We start from the raw sequence: 18,078 nt of genomic DNA on the forward strand, positions 1-18,078 counted from the left end.
GCGCTCGTGTGGGATCGGCAGGAACGCGGTAGCGGAAGGACACACCAATGCGCCCGTTGGGCAACGACGATCCGGTGGCGCTCGGCGACTACCGGCTGCTGGGCATCCTCGGCGCGGGCGGCATGGGCCGGGTCTATCTGGGCCGCACCCGCGGCGGGCGCACCGTCGCGGTCAAGGTTGTCCGCCCCGACCTCGCCGACGACGGCGAATTCCGCATCCGGTTCCGCCGCGAGGTCGCCGCCGCCCGCCGCGTCGGCGGCCGCTACACCGTCCCCGTCCTCGACGCCGACGTCGACGCCGAACACCCTTGGCTGGCAACGGCATTCGTCGCCGGACCCGACCTCGGCACCGCCATCGCCAACCACGGGCCGCTGCCCGAACCGTCGCTGCGCGCGCTCACCGTGGGCCTGACGCGCGCCCTGATCGACATCCACGCCGCCGGACTCGTCCACCGCGACCTCAAACCATCGAACGTGCTGCTGACCATGGACGGGCCCCGCGTCATCGACTTCGGGATCGCGCGCGCCGCCGACGACGTCAACCTCACCACCACCGGACAGGTCATCGGATCACCGGGCTACCTGTGCCCCGAACGCATCACCGGCACCGCCCCGGTCGGCCCCGCCGCCGACATCTTCGCGCTCGGAGCCGTGCTCGCGTTCGCGGCCACCGGGACCGGACCGTTCGGCGACGGCGACCCGGTGGCCCTGTTGTGGCGGGTGGTCGCCCAACCCGCGCAGCTCGACGGGGCCCCCGAGACGATGCGTGGGCTGCTCGAGGCGTGCCTGGCCAAGGAGCCGGGGCAGCGGCCCACCATCGAGCAGGTGCTCGAGCGGGCGCTGGCATGGGGACCGGTCCCGGCGCGGGGATGGCTGCCCGGGGCGATCGCCGAGGACATCGGGCGGCTGGCGGTGGAACTGCTGGATCTCGATGGCGGGGCGGGGCCCGGATTCGACACGGGCGGCCAGGGATTGGGCGGCGAAGTGGGGGAGTCGGGCGCGGTCGAGAGCGGGACCGGCGCGCACGAGGACACGGGCGGCGGGCAGGATCGGCGGGCCGCGCCGACGGTGCGGGCTCCGGGGGAGCCCGCACCGACCGTGGTCCGGCCGCAGGACGCGTCGGCGGATTGGTGGAATCGGCCGTCGGAAACCGTTGTCACGCAACCGGATACGGGCAATCCGGCGGGGGAGCAGGGGAGTGGGCCGCGACCGGTGCCCACCCCGTCGGGACCGCGTCCCCTCCGCAGCCCGTCGGGACCTCTCGCGGAACCCGGCGACGAACCGACGATCCAGGCACCGCCCTCGGATCCGCGGCACCCGTTCGCCGCCTCGCCCCCCGGGTCGCAGCACTCCGGACCGCACGCCAATATCGCTGGGGGCGTTCGGGATTCGGGGGAGCATCGGTACCCGCCGCAACGACCGCACACCACCGGCCCGCACGACGCGCGCGAACCGCAGCCCCCGCAACCGGTGCGGCGATCCCGTAGACCGTGGCTGTGGGCGGCGGCGGTCGTGCTCGTCGTGGCCGTGGCGGGCGGCAGCGCGTACGCCGCGTACTCCCTCACCGGCGGGGGCGGTGACGCAGCGAGCAACTCCTCCTCGGCCTCCTCGGAGACGGAATCGGCGACCGAGAGCTCGGCCGGGGAATCGGGCGGCCAGGCGCTGCCCGAGGGCTATATCGGCACCTGGACCGGAACCGGGAGCGATATGCTGGCGAGCTTCGATATCACGGTCACCCTGCACGGCGGCAACGTCGGCGAACAGGTCGGCACCTCACGCAACACGGGCAAGGTCTCCAAAGGCACGTGTGAGCGCGCCGAAACCCTCGTCTCGGCCTCGGGCGGTCAGGTCGTGCTCCAGGCCCGGCTGACGACCCCGGGCGCCTCGTGCACCGACGACGGCGAGATCTCCACCCTGACCCTCAACGGCGACGGCAGCATGAAATACGAGACCGCCGGGGGAGTCGGCGCCATCAACGGCACCCTGCACCGCCACTGAACCCGTTGTCGCCCAGCCTCATTCGCTGTCGGCGGCCGAATGCGGTTCGCACCGTCGCGCCAGATCCGCCACCCGCGCCCGATACTCGATCGGCGTGATCTGCCCCGAGATCCGCGCCGCCAGCAACGCGTTCTCCGCGTTGAGGGCGGGCCACACCTGCGCCGGATCGGCCCACTCCACGGTCAGGTCGTGATCGAGCACCGCCGGGGGACCGTCATCGATCACCGGCCGCGCCGCCACCCGAGGCCGGGCCTTCCTGTCCCGCCACCACGCCGTGGGCCGCACCCGTCGCTCGAGACACGCCGCGATCGCCCACCACAACAGAAACGTGGCCGCCACGCACACCAGCAGCAGCATGATCTCCATGCTCATCAGCGGGTCTCCTCACGCTCACTCGAGCCCACCTTTACTATTCCCCGCCACCGCGACCCGAACCAGCGCACCGGCCCACCCGACGACGAAGCATGCGAATCAGAGTACGTCCGTGAACGCCTGCCCGAGAACACAATCCGATCACCGATTCCCATCCCGGCACCGAACCCCGATGATCATGACGAGTATGTCCAGAGGGCTGGGCAGGACGAAACACCCTTCGTTTCGTCACTGTGACGAAAAGAAGGGTGTTTCGTCCATCGAGGGGAAGAGGGGCTGAATCGACCCTCCGAGCGTATATGGACAATTTCCCGCGAAAGGGCGAAAACGGAGAAATATCTACATCGCGGATTCGGCCAACCAAGCCGACGCCGACCCGACGAACCGACTGCCATCCGGACACCCACGGAGTCCACGGCAGGACCGGAAGGCCGTGCCCACCAACGAAAAACGTTGCGCAACACCATCTTCAAGATCACCAACAGCCGTAGTTGTTACGCCGATAATCAACACTATGTAAAGTAAAACCTGTCGTACCCGCCTGGCACACTCACGCAATGACCCCGATAAACCCTCCCCTTCGCAGCAAGGGCTGATTCAGTGTTCTGTGTCCAAAGGCTGCGGTGAGTGGAAGCCCCGATCGCTCATGGCTCAGCCCGGGCCGCGGGCTCCCCTCTGTTGGGCGTGCTATCAGCGGGGCCGCCGGGCTCGGCAAGGCCCGGCGGTGGCTCGACGCGCCAACCTGTGGGCGAAGTATCGGATACGCCCTGAGGAATACGACGCCAGGCGCGCCCAGCAGCGGTATCGCTGCGCCATCTGCGGTGTTCACGAGTCCGCGCTCGCACGTGGGAGGACGGCCGCGGAAGGACGGGAACGCGCTCGAGAAGATGCCCTTGGCGGTCGATCATGATCATGCCACCGGAAAGGTGCGAGGACTGTTGTGCCCCTCGTGTAATGCGGGACTGGGCCGATTCGGTGACGACGAAACTCGACTGCTGGCGGCGATCGAATACCTCCGGAAAGCCGCGGCCGAACTTCCGACTCTCCCTCCCGAATAAGCGCGCGTAGGGGTTGAGAATAAGGCCGACGTGCAGGGTATGTCTCGTACACGCATCAACAGACCCGACCGGAAGGTATGCGATGAACAGCAGGCGAATGGCGGCCGTGGCAATGGCGGCCCTGGCGGTGGGCGGATTGACGGTGTTCGGGGCGCCCTCGGCTCAGGCGGCGGCCGTCTGTCCCGGAGCCGGACAGCCCACCGCGGTAGTGGCCAGTGTGCCGGGGGCCGCGTTCGAAGGGTTGACCGTGGACGCGGCAGGGCGGGCGTATACGACGGATCTGGTGACGGGGCGGGTGTATCGGTTCGACTCCCCCGGGGCCGCGCCCGTGGTGGTGGCCACCGTGCCCAGTGGCGGGGCGGGGGCGTTGGCGTGGACGCCCGATAGGCAGTTGTTGGTGGGGTACGGGGCCGATCCGCGGGTGATCGTCGGGGACGGGTTGCGGCATGCGGGGATCGTGCGGGTGGATGTGGGGTCGGGGGCGGTGACGCCGTTCGCGGCGGGGTTGAGTGCGGCGGACGGGTTGGCGGTCGCTCGGGACGGGACGGTGTACGCCACCAATGATTTCGGGGCATTGGTGGGACGGGTGACGCCGAACGGGGCGACGCAGGCGGACTGGGCCCGGTTCCCCAGCGCCAACGGGGCCGTGCTGGGCGGCGACGACGGATACCTGTACGTGTCACGGACATTCGTGAATCCGGGGGTCAGCCGGATCCCGGTCGCCGATCCCGGTGCGCCGCAGTCGTTGCTGGATCTCGGCATCGGTGACGCGCCCGACGGGCTGACCCTCGACTCCCGGGAACGGCCGGTGGTTCCGTTCAACCCCTCGGGCACCGTGGTGCGCGTCGACTCCCCCGGCTCGTACTGCGTGCTCGGATCCGGCCCCGGCACCACCAGCGTGGTGAGCTACGGCCGTGGCGCCCAAGGCTTCTCAGCCGGGCGGCTGTTCGCGGCCACGTTCACCGGCGTCGTGTACGAGGTGCCGGGCGGATTCGACCCCGCCGCCACCACGGCCGCGCCCTGACCCCGAGCCTTCCGGCACTCGAGGCCACGGGCCGACACCCCACGACAGCGCCCTACTTCCGCCCGAGCGCGAAATCGTGTGCGGCGTGGACCAATTCGACCAGTTCCTTCCCGTCCCGCTCGTCGAGCACCGCGAACGCCGGGGCGACGAGCCGATCGGTGAGCTCCTCGGCCGCCTCCCACCGCGCCCGGATCTCGGGGCCGATCTCCTCGAACGGCTCCGGCCACCCGTAGAGCCGCGCCTGCGTCGGCCCGTCGCTGAGCGGTGACCCACCGACCAGCACCGCCTGCACCGGGCTGATCCCGCTGGCGCGGACCGCGAGCAGATGCGATCCGCCCCGGTGCTCGCGCAGCACGTGCGTCAGTTGCAGGACCCGGCCGGGCGCGTCCGCGGCCAGCGGCAGCGCCCGCCAACCGGCGAACAACGGCAACCCGGCCACCTCCGCCGCGCGAGCCACGGTCTCGAGCAGCTCGGCCAGTCGCTCGGCGGCGTCGAAGTCGGCGAGTTTGCGGCGCCCGAAGTCCTGCGCCACCCCGAGATACGCCGCGGCGGCCTCGGCGGCGGGCATCGCCACCGATTCCCAGGCGGCGCGGATGGTTTCGGGCCGGAAGAAGCCGAACGCGGCGGTGACGACGTCCGCGTCGACCTCCCCGAGTACACCGCCGCGGCCGCGGGTGTAGGGGCCGATGAATCCGTCCACGCCGGTGCGCGCGCCGTACGCCTTGGCCTCGCGGGAGAACATGAACGCTCCCCCGAGCTGCTGGATGTGGGTCTTGACCGCGGCGGGCACCGACACGGGCCAACCCCTTTCTCTGCGAACCTGTTTCACCGCGAGCATATCTCGCTATCGTCCACTAAGGCCAGCACTGGAAACCGGACAGCGGAATGCAAAATAATGTCACCCGGAGGTAACGGCTGCCAGCGAGCGGCGATTACCCGCACGAGCGATGACATATTCTCGGGGCCGGGCCCGGGACACCACAGCTGCGAAGCGAGCGACGATGGAACATGACCTCGGCGCGACCGCACCCGAACCCGGTGCCGACCGCGCGACGGCGACACGCACCGCGTTGACGAGTCTCGTCGCGCGCTTCTCCGACCACTGGCACCACGACGGCGAACCCCCCGACCTGTCCGCGCACCTGCCCACCGAACCCGCCCTGCGCCGCACCGCGCTCATCGAACTGATCAAGGTCGACCTGCACGAACGCTGGCAACGCGACCCCGACGCCCCCCGCCTCGCCGACTACCGCGACCGCTTCCCCGAACTCGCCGCCCACCCGCTGCCCCCCGACCTCATCTTCGAGGAGATCACCGCCCGCAGCCGCCGCGACGACGTCGACCTCACCGAATACCGCAACGACTACCCCACCCAGATGGCGCGCATCGACGAAAACCTCGACGCCACCGGCGAATACGCCAGCACCGGCTTCACCCGCGGCATGCGCTCCACCCTGCTCGCCGACCCCACCGCCCTCGACGCGCTCGACACCATCAACCCCGGCGCCACCGTCGACGACTTCGACCTGCTGCTCCCCCTCGGCCAAGGCAGCTTCGCCCGCGTCTTCCTCGCCCGCCAACGCTCCATGAGCCGCCTCGTCGCGGTCAAGATCTCCCACGACCGCGGCACCGAACCCCAAACCCTCGCCCAACTCGACCACGACCACATCGTGCGCGTGTTCGACCAACGCCAGATCACCGAGCACCGCCTCAAACTCATGTACATGCAGTACGTGCCCGGCGGCACCCTGCTCGGCGTGCTGCGGCTGCTGCGCCGCACCCCCACCGCCCGCCGCGACGGCAACCTGCTGCTGCAAGCCACCGACGCCGCCGCCTCCACCGGCGGCGTCTTCGAACCCCAACCCTCCCCCACCCGCAGCCACCTCGAACGCCTCACCTGGCCCGAAACCGTCGCCTGGCTCGGCGCCCGCCTGGCCACCGCCCTGGACTACGCCAACCGCCGCGGCGTGCTGCACCGCGACATCAAACCCGCCAACGTCCTGCTCACCGCCGACGGCCAACCCAAACTCGCCGACTTCAACATCAGCTTCAGCCGCCACCTGCCCGGCGCCAACCCCGTCGCCTACTTCGGCGGCTCCCTGCCCTACATGTCCCCCGAACAACTCGCCGCCTGCCACCCCACCCTCACCGCCAGCGCCGCCGACCTCGACACCCGCAGCGACCTCTACGCCCTCGCCGTCGTACTGTGGGAACTGCTCACCGGCCGCATCCCCTTCGACGACGAACACGGCGCCGGCGAATCCGAACAGTCGTTGCAAGCCATGATCGACCGCCGACGCCGCGGCATCGACCCCCGCTACGAGGCCGACCTCCCCCACGACACCCCCGCCGTCCTGCGCCACGCCCTGCTCACCTGCCTGTCCCCCGACCCCGCCGACCGCTACCCCAGCGGCGCCGACCTCGCCCACCAACTCGAACTGTCCCAGGACCGCGCCGCCCGCGACCTCGTCGACCCGCCCACCCGCTCCCTGCGCGCCCGGCTGCGCAACCGGCCCGTCCCGTTCGTCATCCCCTCCAGCCTGTTCGGGCAGCTGCTCGGCGGGGTGTACCTCGCCGGACACAACCTCACCCTCATCCGCGACACGCTCGGCGCCCACGCCGCCACCCAGATCGCGCGACTGGGCCTGCTGCTGATCGTCATCGGCTATCCCCTCGCCACCGCCGCGCTGCTCTACTGGTGCCGCGCGATGTTCCTGGTGCCCAACGGATTACGCCGCGGCAAGCAGTTCGACCCCGACACCCTCGTCCGCGCCCGCGCCGACACCCTCGCCTGCGGCGACCGCATCGCCCTGGCCACCTTCACCGGCTGGATCGCGGCCCTGGCGCTGTTCCTGTGGCGGCTGCACAGCCTCGGCGACCTGCCCCTCGGCCTCACCGTCGACCTCGTCGGCTCCAACCTCGTCGCCGCCGCCGTCGCCGTCGTCTACACCTACTTCCCCGTCACCTTCTTCGGATTACGCTGGTACTACCCGGGATTGGTCGCCGCCGGACACACCGTGCCCGCCGACGCCGTCCGGCTGCGCCGCCTCATCCGTCGCATCCGCGTGTATCTCGGTGTCGCCGCGTCGGTTCCGCTCGTCGGCGTCCCCCTCGGGCTGATCCTGCTCGACCCCCACCAGCAACAACTCGTCATCGGCTCCATCGTCGCCCTGTGCGTCGGCGGACTTGTCGGATTCGTGGTGGCGCTGCGTACCTTCTACGCCCTCGAATCCGACCTGAACGCGTTGCGGCGCATCGTCGGAGCCCGCTGACCATACCCACCGAACAGCCCACCAAGATCGACTAGGCTCGACCGGTGCTAGGACATTCACATGCGACCAGTGGCGCGCTGGCATGGGCGGGAGCCGCTGCCGCGCTACCACTTTCGGTGCTCACCTACCCCACATGGCATCAAGGCCACCTGCGCACCGTCGACCTGCTGATGGGAACACTGCTCACCGCCGGCGCCGCGCTGCTGCCCGACGCCGACCATCCCAGCGGCACCATCTCGCATGTGCTGGGCCCGATCTCGCACGGCGCCTGCAAACTCATCTCCACCGTCTCCGGCGGCCACCGCCACGCCACCCACTCCCTCGCCTTCGTCGCCGCCATCGCCTACGGCACCTGGGCCGGCGAACACTGGATCGGCCGCTGGTTCACCCTCGGCCTCGTGTTCTTCCTGCTCGCCCTCGCCATCCGCGCCCTCAACCTCTGCCCACCCGGCACCGGCTTCCGCTCCTACTCCACCATCGCCGTCCTCGCGGTCTCCGGCACCTTCGTCATGGACCACTGGATGACCGACAAACCCTCCTGGCTGCCGTTCTGCGTCGGCCTCGGCTCACTCGCCCACCTGATCGGCGACTGCCTCACCGACCGCGGCTGCCGCCTGTTCTGGCCGCTGAAGATCCGCACCAGCGTCGGGCTCATCGACCGCACCGGCAACAAGGTCGAAACCTGGGTCATCTCACCGTTGTTCGTACTCGGCACCATGGCCGTGCTCTGGTACATCATCACCCACCAGCCCTAACAGGGCCAGCGCGTCGCGATCCGGGCCCGGCGCGGCCTGGAACGCGACGAACCGCTGACCGTCGGGCGCGGTGAGGATCTCCGAGGTCAACTCGACCCGACCCACCGCCGGATGGGCGAACATCCGCCGCGCCCCCCGCTTGGTCCGCACCTCGTAATGCGCCCACAATTCCGCGAATTCCGCGCTCGCCGCACACAATTCACCGGTCAACGCCGCCAGCTCCGGCGACCCCGGATCCCGGCCCTGCACCGTCCGCAGATGCGCCACGCAATCGCGCGCCATCCCCGCCCAATCCTCGAACACCGACCGCGCCGCCGGATGGGTGAACACATACCGGATCAGATTGCGCCGCTGCGGCTCCCACGCCGCGATCCCCCACAACAACCGCAGCCCTTCGGGATTGGCGGCCAGCAGATTGCTCACCTGATCCAACACGAACCCCGGCGTCGGCCGCACCGACTCCTGCAACGTCAGCAACCCCGGCCGCGCCGCCACCGGCTGCCGCCCACCAGGCCGCCGATCCGCCACCGCCCGCGCCAGATCCAGCAGATGCCCCCGCTCGTCCTCGGTCAACCGCAACGCCGCCGCCAACGCGTCCAGCACCGCCAGACTCGGATTCGTATCCCGCCCCTGCTCGAGCCGGACGTAATAGTCCACGCTCACCCCCGCCAACGCCGCCACCTCCTCCCGCCGCAACCCCGGCGTCTGCCGCCGCCCCGCCCCGACCGGCAACCCCACCTCCGACGGACTCACCCGCCCCCGACACGCCCGCAGGAAATTTCCCAGCACACGACGATCACTCACGCATTCAGTCTGCCCCCACCCCACGCCGCCGGGGTGGCCCCCTCAGGGCCAGGGGCCGCCCGTGGCTCCTCGGGCCCGCGGCGGCCTCGAGCGCCCGAGGGTCCGAGGCCAGGGGAAGGGGGTGCCCCCTGGGCAAGGGGGGTGGCCCTCGCAGGACCAGGCCCCACACGGTCTCCCCGCACCGGCCGCCAGGCCCGAATGTGGCTGTCATGACCGATCTTTCGCACACCCTCATCATCGGCGGCGGCTCCGGCATGGGGCTGGCCCTCGCCGCGCGCCTGCGGGACCACGGGCAGGAGGTGACCATCGCCGGACGCAACGCCGAACGGCTCGAGGCCGCCGTCGCCGCGCTCGGGCCGCACGAATCGCTCCATCACCACCGCGTCGACATCGCCGACGAGGACTCCGTGCGGGCGCTGTTCGATCGCTACGAGAGTCTCGATCACGTCGTCGTCACCGCCGCCGATATGCGCACCGGATACGGGCCGATCCGTGAGTTCCCGCTGGCCGACACCCGCGCGGTCATCGACATCAAGATCCTCGGGCCGTGGCTCGTCGCCAAACACGCCGCCCCGGTGCTGCGCGAATCCCTCACCGTCACATCGGGAATCGCGGCCTACCGACCGGCCCCCGGCGGCACCCTCGTCGCGACCGCCAACGCCGCCCTCGAGGGACTCGTCCGCGCCCTCGCCCTCGAACTCGCCCCGCTGCGCGTCAACGCCGTCTCCCCCGGCTGGGTCGACACCCCCATTTGGAACGACTTCGCCGGCGACGCCAAAACCGAACGCCTCACCGCCATGGCCCAGCGCCTGCCCGGCGGCCGCGTCGGCCACCCCGACGACCTCGCCGCCGCCTTCCACGCCGTCATGACCAACCCGTTCATGACCGGAACCGTTGTCTATGTCGATGGGGGCCACCGGCTGGTGTGAACCGTCGGCTACCCTTCACCGAATGAGCGACCGCGAAGAGCTCGGCTGGGACCTGTTCGGTACGGCCAGCAGGGAATTGGCGGAGCAGGTCGCCGCCGACGGATTCGAACCCGATCTGATCCTGTCCATCGCCCGCGGCGGACTGTTCGTCGCGGGCGCTCTCGGCTACGCCCTCGACGTGAAGAACCTGCACGTGATGAACGTGGAGTTCTACACCGGCGTGGACCAGCGCCTCGACATGCCGGTCGTGCTGCCGCCCGTACCCTCGGCCGTCGACCTGGCCGGGGCGCGGGTCCTGGTCGCCGACGACGTCGCCGATACCGGCGCGACCCTCAAGCTGGTGCGAGACTTCTGCGCCGACAAGGTCTCCGAGGTGCGCTGCGCGGTCGTCTATCAGAAGCCGCGCTCGGAGGTCGACTGCGAATACGTGTGGAAGCGCACCGACCGCTGGATCAACTTCCCGTGGTCGGTGCTGCCGCCGGTCGCCCGGCGGCAGCCGCGCGTCCTCGACGCCTGACTCAGACCAGCTGAGCCGACTCGATCGTCACCGCGTCGACCGGCACGTCCTGATGCCCGGCCTTCGACCCCGTGCGCACCTTCTCGATCTGATCCACCACGGCGGTACCGTCGACGACCTTGCCGAACACCGCGTACCCGAACCCGTCCTGGCCCGGGTAGTTCAGGAAATCGTTGTTCGAGGTGTTGATGAAGAACTGGGCGCTCGCCGAATGCGGATCCGACGTCCGCGCCATCGCCACCGTGTACTTGTCGTTGCGCAGCCCGTTGTTCGCCTCGTTCTCCACCCGCTGCGGCGCCGGCTTCTGCTGCATCTCGGGCGTCATCCCGCCGCCCTGCACCATGAATCCGGAGATCACGCGATGGAAGATCGTCCCGTCGTAATGGCCCGACTTCACGTAATCGACGAAGTTCGCCACCGTCTTCGGCGCCTTGCTCTCGTCCAGCTCCAGGGTGATGTCCCCCGCTGACGTTTTCAACAGCACTTTGGTCATTCGGCCATCGTAGGTGCCGCGCCCGGTGGCCCTTCACAGCGGCTCGAGACTCTCGGGTCTGCTTGCGCGACTTCGGCTTGCGACGTGCGCGACACGAAGTTGTGAAAGTTGCTGATACATGCATGAATACGCACATGCCAATGGGGCACTGAATAATTCGGCCCTCACAGTTCGTACAGCTCCAGGGGCAGATCATCCGGATCGAAGAAGAACCCGAACCGCTTCCCCGTGAACTCGTCCACCCGAACCTCCTCGGTCCGCACTCCCCTCCCCCGCAACTCCGCCAGCGCCGCCGCCACATCCCCCACCCCGAACGCCAGATGCCGCAACCCGCACGCCTCCGGCCCCGACACCCGCCGCGGCGGATCCGGGAACGAGAACAACTCCACCTGCGTCCCGTCCGGCAACGCCAGATCCAGCTTGAACGAATCCCGTTCCGCCCGATAGTTTTCCGCGACCACCCGCAACCCGAGCACCTCGGTGTAGAACGCCTTCGACACGGCGTAATCCGAGGCGATGATCGCCGCATGATGAATCCGCTCCAACCGCACCCACCCGACGCTAGCCCACCCGGCCGCGGCCGCTTCCCTCCCCTGTCTATGCTTCGTCTGTTTGGCGAGTCGGCTGGGACTTGACGGTGGGACATGAGGTGAATTCATCAGTAGATGCGCATATGCCCATTTAGGTATTTTTTTAACAAGAGAGCGGGCGGTCTCAGAGGATCGCCCGAGCCGCCTCGAGGGTCATGGCCCGATACGAGCCGCCGAACAGAACGACATGCACCAGCAACGGGTACAGCTGATGCAGCGGAACCCGTTGGCGCCAGCCCGCTTTCAAGGGAGCGACCTCGTCATAGGCGGCCAGGATCCGATCGAGATGAGGAGCGCCGAACAGGGCCAGCATGGCCAGATCCGTCTCCCGGTGACCGCCGTGCGCGGCGGGATCGACCAGGCGCGCGCCCTCGGCGGTCCACAGCACATTGCCCGACCAGAGGTCGCCGTGGATGCGGGCGGGTGGTTCCGGCGGCCCGGCGAGGGTGTCGATCTCGGCGATGACGCGTTCGACGAGCCGCACGCCCTCCTCCCCCAGCGTCGGCGCCGCGCGGCGCAGCAGCGGACGCAGGCGGTGTTCGGCGTACCAGCTCCCCCACTCCCCCGTCGTCGGCGAATTGTCTTGCGGCAGTGAGGCTATGAAGCCGGGCCAGGGCGCGCCGAAGGAGTCCGGGGTGCGGGCGTGCAGGGCGGCCAGGTCGCGGCCGAGTCGTTCGGCGGCTGCGGGGCTGGGCGCGGTTTCGGTCAGCCACGGCAGCACGAGGGTGTCCGCGTCGGCGGCGAGCACCTCGGGGACGAGTCGGTCGCCCTCCCCCAGCCAGCGCAGGCTCGCGGCCTCCGCGGCGAGGGCGTCGGCGGCGTCGGGACGGCCGGGGTCGAGGGCCTTGACGAAGACGTCGCGACCGTCGGTCAAACGGGCGCGGTGCAGGGTCCACGCGTGCCGGTGCCCGAGGTCGGTGACGGCGGCGACGGGCACGCCGAGGAGGTTCGCGAGTCGGTTCATCGGCCGGATTCCGCTCGCTCGCGCAGGAATCGGGCGGTGGCGGGGTCGGCGGGGAAGAAGGATTCGATGGCGAGTTCGGCGACGGTGACGTTCATGGGGGTGCCGAAGACGGTCATGGCGCTGAGGAAGGTGAGTTCGGTTCCGTTGTGGCGCAGGCGCAACGGGACCACGGCCTGTTCGGGTTCGGGCAGGCCGGGTGGTTGTTCGCCGCCGGGGTAGGCGCGCAGTTCGCGGTGCAGGGCGGCGAGGTCGGCGGAGCCGGAGATCTCGATCTGGCGGTGCAGGCGTTCGAAGAGATGCCCGCGCCACTCGGCGAGGTTGACGATGCGGCTCGCCATGCCGTCGGGGTGCAGGCTGAGGCGCAGCGCGTTCACCGGTGGGGCGAGCAGGTCGGCGGGGATGCCCTCGAGGAACAGGTCGACGGCGGTGTTGGCCTCGACCATGTTCCAGGCGCTGTCGACGGCGAGGGCGGGGACGGGTTCGTGGCCGGTGAGGATCTGGCGGAGGGCGGAGCGCACGGGTTGCATCTGTGGGGTGTCGAGGGCGGGTTCGGCGTAGACGGGGGCGTACCCGGCGGCGAGGAGGACTCGATTGCGTTCGCGCAGTGGGATTTCCAGGTGTTCGGCGAGGTGCAGGATCATCTGGCGGCTGGGGGTGGCGCGGCCGGTCTCGATGAAGCTGAGGTGGCGGGCGGAGGTTTCGGCGCGGCCGGCGAGTTCGAGTTGGCTGAGGCGGCGGCTGGTTCGCCAGTGGCGGATCAGGTCCCCGGCGTTCTGGGTGGGCACGGGGTCGATCGTACGGAGCGGGTGGGGGTGTGCCGATTACCCGAGGGGTAGTGGGTTCGGGGCGTGGGCGTAGGGGTGGGGTTTCGGGCTATCCGAGGGTGGAGACGGCGACGAAGGGGTTCTGGCATGGTTGCGGATATGAGGACGATCCTGATCACGGGGGCGACATCGGGTATCGGGCTGACGGCGGCGCGGCAGTTGGCGGCCGCGGGTGATCGGCTGGTGCTGGTGGGGCGCAATCCGGCGAAGTTGGCGGTGGCGGCGGAGCAGGTGGAGGCGGCCGGGGCGGGGGCGGTGGATACGCTGGAATGTGATGTGTCCGTGCAGGATTCGGTGCGGAAGCTGGCGGCGGAGGTGCTGGATCGGTACACGCGGATCGATGTGCTGGCCAATAACGCGGGCGGGTATTTCGGGAGTCGGTCGGAGACGGTGGACGGGGTGGAGTCGACATTCGCGACGAACTTCCTGGGCGGGTATCTGCTGACGGAGTTGTTGCTGGATCGGTTGATCGCGAGCGCGCCCGCGCGGATCGTGTTCACGGCGTCGGTGTTGCATTACGGGATGCGGCTGGATTTCGCGGATCTGGGTCTGCGGAAGGGGTATTCGGGGCAGCGGGCCTACAGTCGGTCGAAGGTGGCGGCGGTGTTGTACACGCGGGCGTTGGCGCGGCGGTTGGCGGGCACGGGGGTGACGGTGAACGCGTTTCATCCGGGGGCGGTGGCGACGGGGATCTGGGATTCGATGCCGTGGTTCGCGCGGCCGGTGCTGGGTCCGGTGAAGCGGGTGTTCATGATCTCCGCGGAGGAGGGTGGGGAGCGGTTGGCGTATCTGGCGGTGTCGCCGGAGGTGGCGTCGGTGTCGGGGTGTTATTTCCAGCGGGATCGGGTGAAGGAGCCGGGGCGGGGTGCGCGCGATGACGCGGCGGCGGAGCGGTTGTGTGCGGTGAGTGCGGAGTTGACGGGGTTGTCGTCGCCGTAGGGCGGGGTCGGGGGCGGGCGGCTATGGTGGCGTACGTGTCGTTGGTGCAGCGGGGACTGGATCGGGTTCCACAGCGTTATCGGGCGGTGGTTCTTCAGCATCAGGAGTTGTTGAAGTTCGCGGTCGTGGGGGCGATCACGTGGTTCGTGGATACCGGGACGGTGTACGCGCTGAAGTTGACGGTGTTGCAGGACAAGCCGTTGACGGCGCGGGCGTTGGGGGTGTTGATCGCGACGATCGTGTCGTATGTGCTGAATCGGGAGTGGTCGTTCAGTGCGCGGGGTGGGCGGCAGCGGCATCATGAGGCGGCGTTGTTCTTCGCGGTGAGCGCGCTGGCGATCGTGGTGACGGTGGTGCCGCAGGCGGTGTCGTTGTATGTGTTCGATATCCGGGTGCCGCATGTGAGTGCGCCGACGCAGGCGGTGGCGAATTTCGTGTCGGGTCAGATTCTGGGTGTGTTGTTGGCGATGGGTTTCCGGTTCTGGGCGTTGCGGCGGTTCGTGTTTCCGGAGGATCTGCGGGAGGCGGAGTTGGAGACGCTCTGAGGTCCGTGCGGTGCGGGTGGGCTGCGCGGAGGCAACGGTGGCGTAGCGGGTGGGTGACGGTTGGGGTGATCCTGGGTGGACGTGCTGTCTTTCGGGATGCGGATTTTCGGTGAGCGCTTACGATGACCTCGCCGGGGGCGATCCGCGAGGAGGCGAAGGTGATGCTGGATCATCAAGTGGCGCAGGCGTTCACCCGTTTCGTGGCGTTGGGGGACAGTCAGACCGAGGGGATCGGGGATCCGGACGGTTCGGGGGGTCATGTGGGGTGGGCGGATCGGTTCGCGGCGTTGTTGGCGGGGGTGGGTCCGGGGTTGGGGTATGCGAATCTGGCGGTGCGGGGGCGGCGGGCGGCGGAGATTCGGGCGGAGCAGTTGGGTCCGGCGTTGGCGTTGCGGCCGGATCTGGCGGCGGTGGTGGCGGGGATGAACGATCTGATTCGGCCGCGGTTCGATATGGAGGCGGTGCTGGCGGAGATCGATGCGATGTTGGCGGCGTTGACGGCGGCGGGGGCGCGGGTGGTGACGTTCACGTATCCGGATATCGGTGGGGTGGCGCCGATCGTTCGGCCGTTGTCGGCGCGGGTGCGGGCATTGAACGCGCGGGTGCGGGAGTTGGCGCGGCGGCCGGGGGTGGTGTTGGTGGATTTCGAGCCGGTGGCGGCGGCGACGGATCGGCGGGTGTTCGCGGAGGATCGGTTGCATCTGAATCCGCTGGGGCACGAGTTGGTGGCGCGGGCGGTGGCGGAGACGTTGGGGTTGCCGGGGGCGGATGGGGGGTGGCGGTCGCCGTTGCCGCCGTTCCGGCAGGGGTGGGGGGATGCGGTGGTGGCCGAGTTGCGGTGGGCGGCTTTGCATATGGCGCCGTGGATCGGGCGGCGGTTGCGGGGGATCTCGACGGGGTCGGGGTTGACGGCGAAGCGGCCTGAGCTGGTTCCGGTGGTGTCGGGGGCGGTCTCGCCGGGGTGAGCCGGTGCGGGATGGCAGGGTGTGCGGTCCCGCACCGGATGCGGGTCAGGTCCAGAGGACGGCGACGAACACGTTGGCGATGGCGAGGATGCCCGCGGTGTGGGTGAGGGCGGGGATCACCTTGTCGCGCTTGGCGTCCGCGCGGCCGATCTCGGCGCAGCCCGCGACGGCGACGGCGATGACGAGTTTGACCACGATCTTGGCCATGTCGGGGTGTTTGTCGAGGGAGCCGATCGCGTCGGCCATGCCGACCAGGACGAGTCCGGTGATGATCTGTGCTCGCGCGCCCCACACCATGACCTCGTTGACGCGGGGTTGTCCCGCGGCGTAGCCGCCGATGACGGCGGCCAGGCCGAGGATGTGGGTGACGACGATGAGGTTGTAGACGACCGTCATGGGGTCTCAGCGTAGTTGATCTCCCGCCGGTTTACGACGGAATGTAGTAGGGAGTCGGGGTCAGCGGCGGATCGCGGCGAAGGTGCCGATGCGGGGGTCGGGTTGGGCGACGTCGCGGCCGAGGGGCGCGGTGAGGTCGTTCCAGCTGTGGAATGTGGTGTCCCAGCCGAGGTCTCGCAGCCAGTTCTCGATGTCGAAGTCGGCGGTCACGGCGGCGGGGGTGACGTCGGCGGCGACGAGCTGGCGCATTTCGCGGTACGGGGCGCTGTCGGGGTCGACGGTGACGCGGGCGGCGCCGAAGCGGCTGCCGGGGGCGGACAGGTCGGTGAGGGTGGTGACGACGCGCCGGTTCCAGTCGCGGGTGAGGGGGCCGAGGGTGCCCTCGTCGATCCAGCAGGTGGGGAGGTCGGTGCGGAAGCCGTTGTCCAGCAACGGGTTTGGCCAGTCGTCGCGCAGGTCGGCGGGGACGACGCGGCGGGCGCAGGTGGGTGTCGCGCGGGCTCGGGTGAGTACCGATTCCTTGAAGGCGAACAGTTCGGGCAGGTCGATCTCGTACACGGTGGTGTCGGGTGGGAGGTCCATGCGGAAGGCTCGGGTGTCCAATCCGGCGCCGAGCAGGACGAATTGGCGGATGCCGGCGTGGGCGGCGGCGCGGACGCGGTCGTCGACGAGGCGGACGCCGACGGTGCGGCCCGGGTAGAACTGGTCGGCGAGGGCGAGCAGGCGTGTCCATCGGTCGGTGTCGAAGCCGGGTTGCGCGGCGTCGACGAAGTCTTCCGCCAGCGGGTCGGTGTAGAGCCGGTCGGCGCGTCGGGTCTCGCGTGCCCGGATGACGGCGACGCCGAGGGCGGTCACCGCCACGCCTGTCACCGGAACCGGTGGGGTGTCCCCGCCCATGAACCCTCCCAGAATTTTACTTGCCGCCCGGCTAGGTATTCGCCGGTGGTCCACACGGTAGGCTTCCGCCTTGCCGGTCGTCAAGCAAGGCATGGGGATTCGATGGACAAGCGACGCAGTGACACCCGGGAGCGGATCCGCGCGGCGGCGATGGAACTGTTCGCCGAGCGCGGCTACGAGCGCACCTCGCTGCGCGAGATCGCCGAACAACTCGGCGTCACCAAGGCCGCGCTGTACTACCACTTCCGCACCAAGGAGGACATCGTGGTCAGCCTCGCCGAGGACCTGCGCCGCGGCGTCGACGACATCATGCGCTGGGCCGAGACCACCCCGCCGGGCCCCGCCCGCGCCCGCGAGATCGTCCTGCGCTACGGCGCCCTGCTGCACGGCCTCGGCAAGGACATGATGCGCTTGTTCGCCGACAACCAGGCCGCCTTCCGCGACCTCGGCATCGGCGCGAGCCTGCGCTACGAATTCCGCGAACTGGCCGACCTCATGGCCGCCCCCACCCCCACTCCCCTCTCCGTCTTCCACGCCCGCCAGGCCCTACTGGCCATCAGCTGGAGCGTCTCGATGATGGGCGATGTCGACCTCGACGACGACCAGAGCCGCACCGCGGCGACGAGCATCGCCCTGGACATCGTGGGGCGCATGTGAATTCGGTTCCCGCGCAACGCCCCACCGAACGAATCACCCCCGCCGCGATAGGCTGGAGGACTTGCCCTTTCGAGCGAGGG

The 18,078-nt window shown here is 69.6% G+C and carries 20 protein-coding genes; 11 read left to right on the top strand and 9 right to left on the bottom strand.

Annotated elements, in window-relative coordinates; translation table 11 throughout:
• Positions 1-47: 47 nt before the first annotated feature.
• Positions 48-1,997 carry a protein kinase domain-containing protein gene (locus ACWDSJ_RS32275; RefSeq protein ID WP_450036430.1) on the top strand — a complete coding sequence of 650 codons (1,950 nt, stop codon included), beginning with the start codon at positions 48-50 and terminating at the stop codon, positions 1,995-1,997.
• 18 nt (positions 1,998-2,015) lie between these two features.
• On the opposite strand, the gene ACWDSJ_RS32280 is transcribed toward ACWDSJ_RS32275, so the two are convergent.
• Entirely contained in the window at positions 2,016-2,369 is a 354-nt protein-coding gene (locus ACWDSJ_RS32280) for a hypothetical protein (protein ID WP_450036432.1), read from the bottom strand.
• A gap of 887 nt (positions 2,370-3,256) precedes the next feature.
• On the opposite strand from ACWDSJ_RS32280, the gene ACWDSJ_RS32285 reads away from it, so the two are divergent.
• Together ACWDSJ_RS32285 and ACWDSJ_RS32290 are read left to right on the top strand one after the other, a co-directional pair.
• Positions 3,257-3,427, top strand: coding sequence for an endonuclease VII domain-containing protein (locus ACWDSJ_RS32285; RefSeq protein ID WP_450036434.1), 171 nt, complete (start codon positions 3,257-3,259; stop codon positions 3,425-3,427).
• Between the two features lie 82 nt (positions 3,428-3,509).
• The gene (locus ACWDSJ_RS32290) at positions 3,510-4,451 is read left to right on the top strand and encodes an SMP-30/gluconolactonase/LRE family protein (protein ID WP_450036436.1); all 942 of its coding nucleotides are present in this window, start codon (positions 3,510-3,512) and stop codon (positions 4,449-4,451) included.
• 52 nt (positions 4,452-4,503) lie between these two features.
• Here the strand turns inward: ACWDSJ_RS32290 and ACWDSJ_RS32295 are convergent, their stop codons facing one another.
• Positions 4,504-5,247: an SCO6745 family protein gene (locus ACWDSJ_RS32295; protein WP_450036438.1), complete on the bottom strand. Its 744-nt coding sequence runs from the start codon at positions 5,245-5,247 to the stop codon at positions 4,504-4,506.
• Between the two features lie 205 nt (positions 5,248-5,452).
• On the opposite strand from ACWDSJ_RS32295, the gene ACWDSJ_RS32300 reads away from it, so the two are divergent.
• Positions 5,453-7,723, top strand: a complete 2,271-nt coding sequence (locus ACWDSJ_RS32300; RefSeq protein ID WP_450036439.1) for a serine/threonine-protein kinase — start codon at positions 5,453-5,455, stop codon at positions 7,721-7,723.
• 44 nt (positions 7,724-7,767) lie between these two features.
• Positions 7,768-8,478, top strand: coding sequence for a metal-dependent hydrolase (locus tag ACWDSJ_RS32305; protein ID WP_387370817.1), 711 nt, complete (start codon positions 7,768-7,770; stop codon positions 8,476-8,478).
• On the opposite strand, the gene ACWDSJ_RS32310 is transcribed toward ACWDSJ_RS32305, so the two are convergent.
• Entirely contained in the window at positions 8,416-9,282 is an 867-nt protein-coding gene (locus ACWDSJ_RS32310; protein ID WP_450036440.1) for a helix-turn-helix domain-containing protein, read from the bottom strand. The two genes, ACWDSJ_RS32305 and ACWDSJ_RS32310, sit on opposite strands and share 63 nt — an antisense overlap.
• A 209-nt stretch (positions 9,283-9,491) precedes the next feature.
• Here ACWDSJ_RS32310 and ACWDSJ_RS32315 point away from each other — a divergent pair, with 209 nt between their 5' ends.
• Complete coding sequence (locus ACWDSJ_RS32315) at positions 9,492-10,211, top strand: SDR family oxidoreductase (protein ID WP_450036442.1); 720 nt, start codon at positions 9,492-9,494, stop codon at positions 10,209-10,211.
• Positions 10,212-10,233: 22 nt separating this feature from the next.
• Positions 10,234-10,728, top strand: a complete 495-nt coding sequence (locus tag ACWDSJ_RS32320; RefSeq protein WP_387370823.1) for a phosphoribosyltransferase — start codon at positions 10,234-10,236, stop codon at positions 10,726-10,728.
• Between the two features lies 1 nt (position 10,729).
• On the opposite strand, the gene ACWDSJ_RS32325 is transcribed toward ACWDSJ_RS32320, so the two are convergent.
• The 4 genes from ACWDSJ_RS32325 to ACWDSJ_RS32340 form a co-directional block, all read right to left on the bottom strand.
• Positions 10,730-11,221 (bottom strand): peptidylprolyl isomerase, encoded by a 492-nt coding sequence (locus tag ACWDSJ_RS32325; protein WP_387370825.1) that lies wholly within the window; start codon positions 11,219-11,221, stop codon positions 10,730-10,732.
• 164 nt (positions 11,222-11,385) lie between these two features.
• A complete protein-coding gene (gene gloA2, locus ACWDSJ_RS32330; RefSeq protein WP_450036444.1) occupies positions 11,386-11,772 on the bottom strand; it encodes an SMU1112c/YaeR family gloxylase I-like metalloprotein in 387 nt (128 codons plus the stop codon).
• Positions 11,773-11,935: 163 nt separating this feature from the next.
• The gene (locus tag ACWDSJ_RS32335) at positions 11,936-12,775 is read right to left on the bottom strand and encodes a fructosamine kinase family protein (RefSeq protein ID WP_450036446.1); all 840 of its coding nucleotides are present in this window, start codon (positions 12,773-12,775) and stop codon (positions 11,936-11,938) included.
• Complete coding sequence (locus ACWDSJ_RS32340) at positions 12,772-13,560, bottom strand: helix-turn-helix domain-containing protein (protein WP_450036447.1); 789 nt, start codon at positions 13,558-13,560, stop codon at positions 12,772-12,774. The genes ACWDSJ_RS32335 and ACWDSJ_RS32340 overlap by 4 nt, the downstream gene beginning before the upstream one ends.
• A 138-nt stretch (positions 13,561-13,698) precedes the next feature.
• Here ACWDSJ_RS32340 and ACWDSJ_RS32345 point away from each other — a divergent pair, with 138 nt between their 5' ends.
• From ACWDSJ_RS32345 to ACWDSJ_RS32355, 3 genes are all read left to right on the top strand, one after another.
• Positions 13,699-14,538: an SDR family NAD(P)-dependent oxidoreductase gene (locus tag ACWDSJ_RS32345; protein WP_450036448.1), complete on the top strand. Its 840-nt coding sequence runs from the start codon at positions 13,699-13,701 to the stop codon at positions 14,536-14,538.
• A gap of 35 nt (positions 14,539-14,573) precedes the next feature.
• A complete protein-coding gene (locus tag ACWDSJ_RS32350) occupies positions 14,574-15,083 on the top strand; it encodes a GtrA family protein (RefSeq protein WP_450036450.1) in 510 nt (169 codons plus the stop codon).
• Positions 15,084-15,205: 122 nt separating this feature from the next.
• A complete protein-coding gene (locus ACWDSJ_RS32355) occupies positions 15,206-16,048 on the top strand; it encodes an SGNH/GDSL hydrolase family protein (protein WP_450036451.1) in 843 nt (280 codons plus the stop codon).
• 45 nt (positions 16,049-16,093) lie between these two features.
• Here the strand turns inward: ACWDSJ_RS32355 and ACWDSJ_RS32360 are convergent, their stop codons facing one another.
• Together ACWDSJ_RS32360 and ACWDSJ_RS32365 are read right to left on the bottom strand one after the other, a co-directional pair.
• Positions 16,094-16,444, bottom strand: coding sequence for a hypothetical protein (locus ACWDSJ_RS32360; RefSeq protein WP_450036453.1), 351 nt, complete (start codon positions 16,442-16,444; stop codon positions 16,094-16,096).
• Positions 16,445-16,504: 60 nt separating this feature from the next.
• Positions 16,505-17,341: an SAM-dependent methyltransferase gene (locus tag ACWDSJ_RS32365; protein WP_450036454.1), complete on the bottom strand. Its 837-nt coding sequence runs from the start codon at positions 17,339-17,341 to the stop codon at positions 16,505-16,507.
• Between the two features lie 102 nt (positions 17,342-17,443).
• On the opposite strand from ACWDSJ_RS32365, the gene ACWDSJ_RS32370 reads away from it, so the two are divergent.
• Entirely contained in the window at positions 17,444-17,998 is a 555-nt protein-coding gene (locus tag ACWDSJ_RS32370; protein ID WP_450036456.1) for a TetR/AcrR family transcriptional regulator, read from the top strand.
• The last annotated feature ends 80 nt before the right edge of the window (positions 17,999-18,078 follow it).

This window comes from Nocardia sp. NPDC003482, assembly GCF_053588115.1.

What these genes read in the sequence shown, in the direction of transcription:
- ACWDSJ_RS32335 (WP_450036446.1), bottom strand. Translation starts at nt 12,775, where the DNA reads ATGAACCGACTCGCGAACCTCCTCGGCGTGCCCGTCGCCGCCGTCACC.
- ACWDSJ_RS32355 (WP_450036451.1), top strand. Translation starts at nt 15,206, where the DNA reads ATGACCTCGCCGGGGGCGATCCGCGAGGAGGCGAAGGTGATGCTGGAT.
- ACWDSJ_RS32315 (WP_450036442.1), top strand. Translation starts at nt 9,492, where the DNA reads ATGACCGATCTTTCGCACACCCTCATCATCGGCGGCGGCTCCGGCATG.
- ACWDSJ_RS32290 (WP_450036436.1), top strand. Translation starts at nt 3,510, where the DNA reads ATGAACAGCAGGCGAATGGCGGCCGTGGCAATGGCGGCCCTGGCGGTG.
- ACWDSJ_RS32345 (WP_450036448.1), top strand. Translation starts at nt 13,699, where the DNA reads ATGAGGACGATCCTGATCACGGGGGCGACATCGGGTATCGGGCTGACG.
- ACWDSJ_RS32320 (WP_387370823.1), top strand. Translation starts at nt 10,234, where the DNA reads ATGAGCGACCGCGAAGAGCTCGGCTGGGACCTGTTCGGTACGGCCAGC.
- ACWDSJ_RS32300 (WP_450036439.1), top strand. Translation starts at nt 5,453, where the DNA reads ATGGAACATGACCTCGGCGCGACCGCACCCGAACCCGGTGCCGACCGC.
- ACWDSJ_RS32365 (WP_450036454.1), bottom strand. Translation starts at nt 17,341, where the DNA reads ATGGGCGGGGACACCCCACCGGTTCCGGTGACAGGCGTGGCGGTGACC.
- ACWDSJ_RS32280 (WP_450036432.1), bottom strand. Translation starts at nt 2,369, where the DNA reads ATGAGCATGGAGATCATGCTGCTGCTGGTGTGCGTGGCGGCCACGTTT.
- ACWDSJ_RS32325 (WP_387370825.1), bottom strand. Translation starts at nt 11,221, where the DNA reads ATGACCAAAGTGCTGTTGAAAACGTCAGCGGGGGACATCACCCTGGAG.
- ACWDSJ_RS32370 (WP_450036456.1), top strand. Translation starts at nt 17,444, where the DNA reads ATGGACAAGCGACGCAGTGACACCCGGGAGCGGATCCGCGCGGCGGCG.
- ACWDSJ_RS32275 (WP_450036430.1), top strand. Translation starts at nt 48, where the DNA reads ATGCGCCCGTTGGGCAACGACGATCCGGTGGCGCTCGGCGACTACCGG.
- ACWDSJ_RS32360 (WP_450036453.1), bottom strand. Translation starts at nt 16,444, where the DNA reads ATGACGGTCGTCTACAACCTCATCGTCGTCACCCACATCCTCGGCCTG.
- ACWDSJ_RS32285 (WP_450036434.1), top strand. Translation starts at nt 3,257, where the DNA reads ATGCCCTTGGCGGTCGATCATGATCATGCCACCGGAAAGGTGCGAGGA.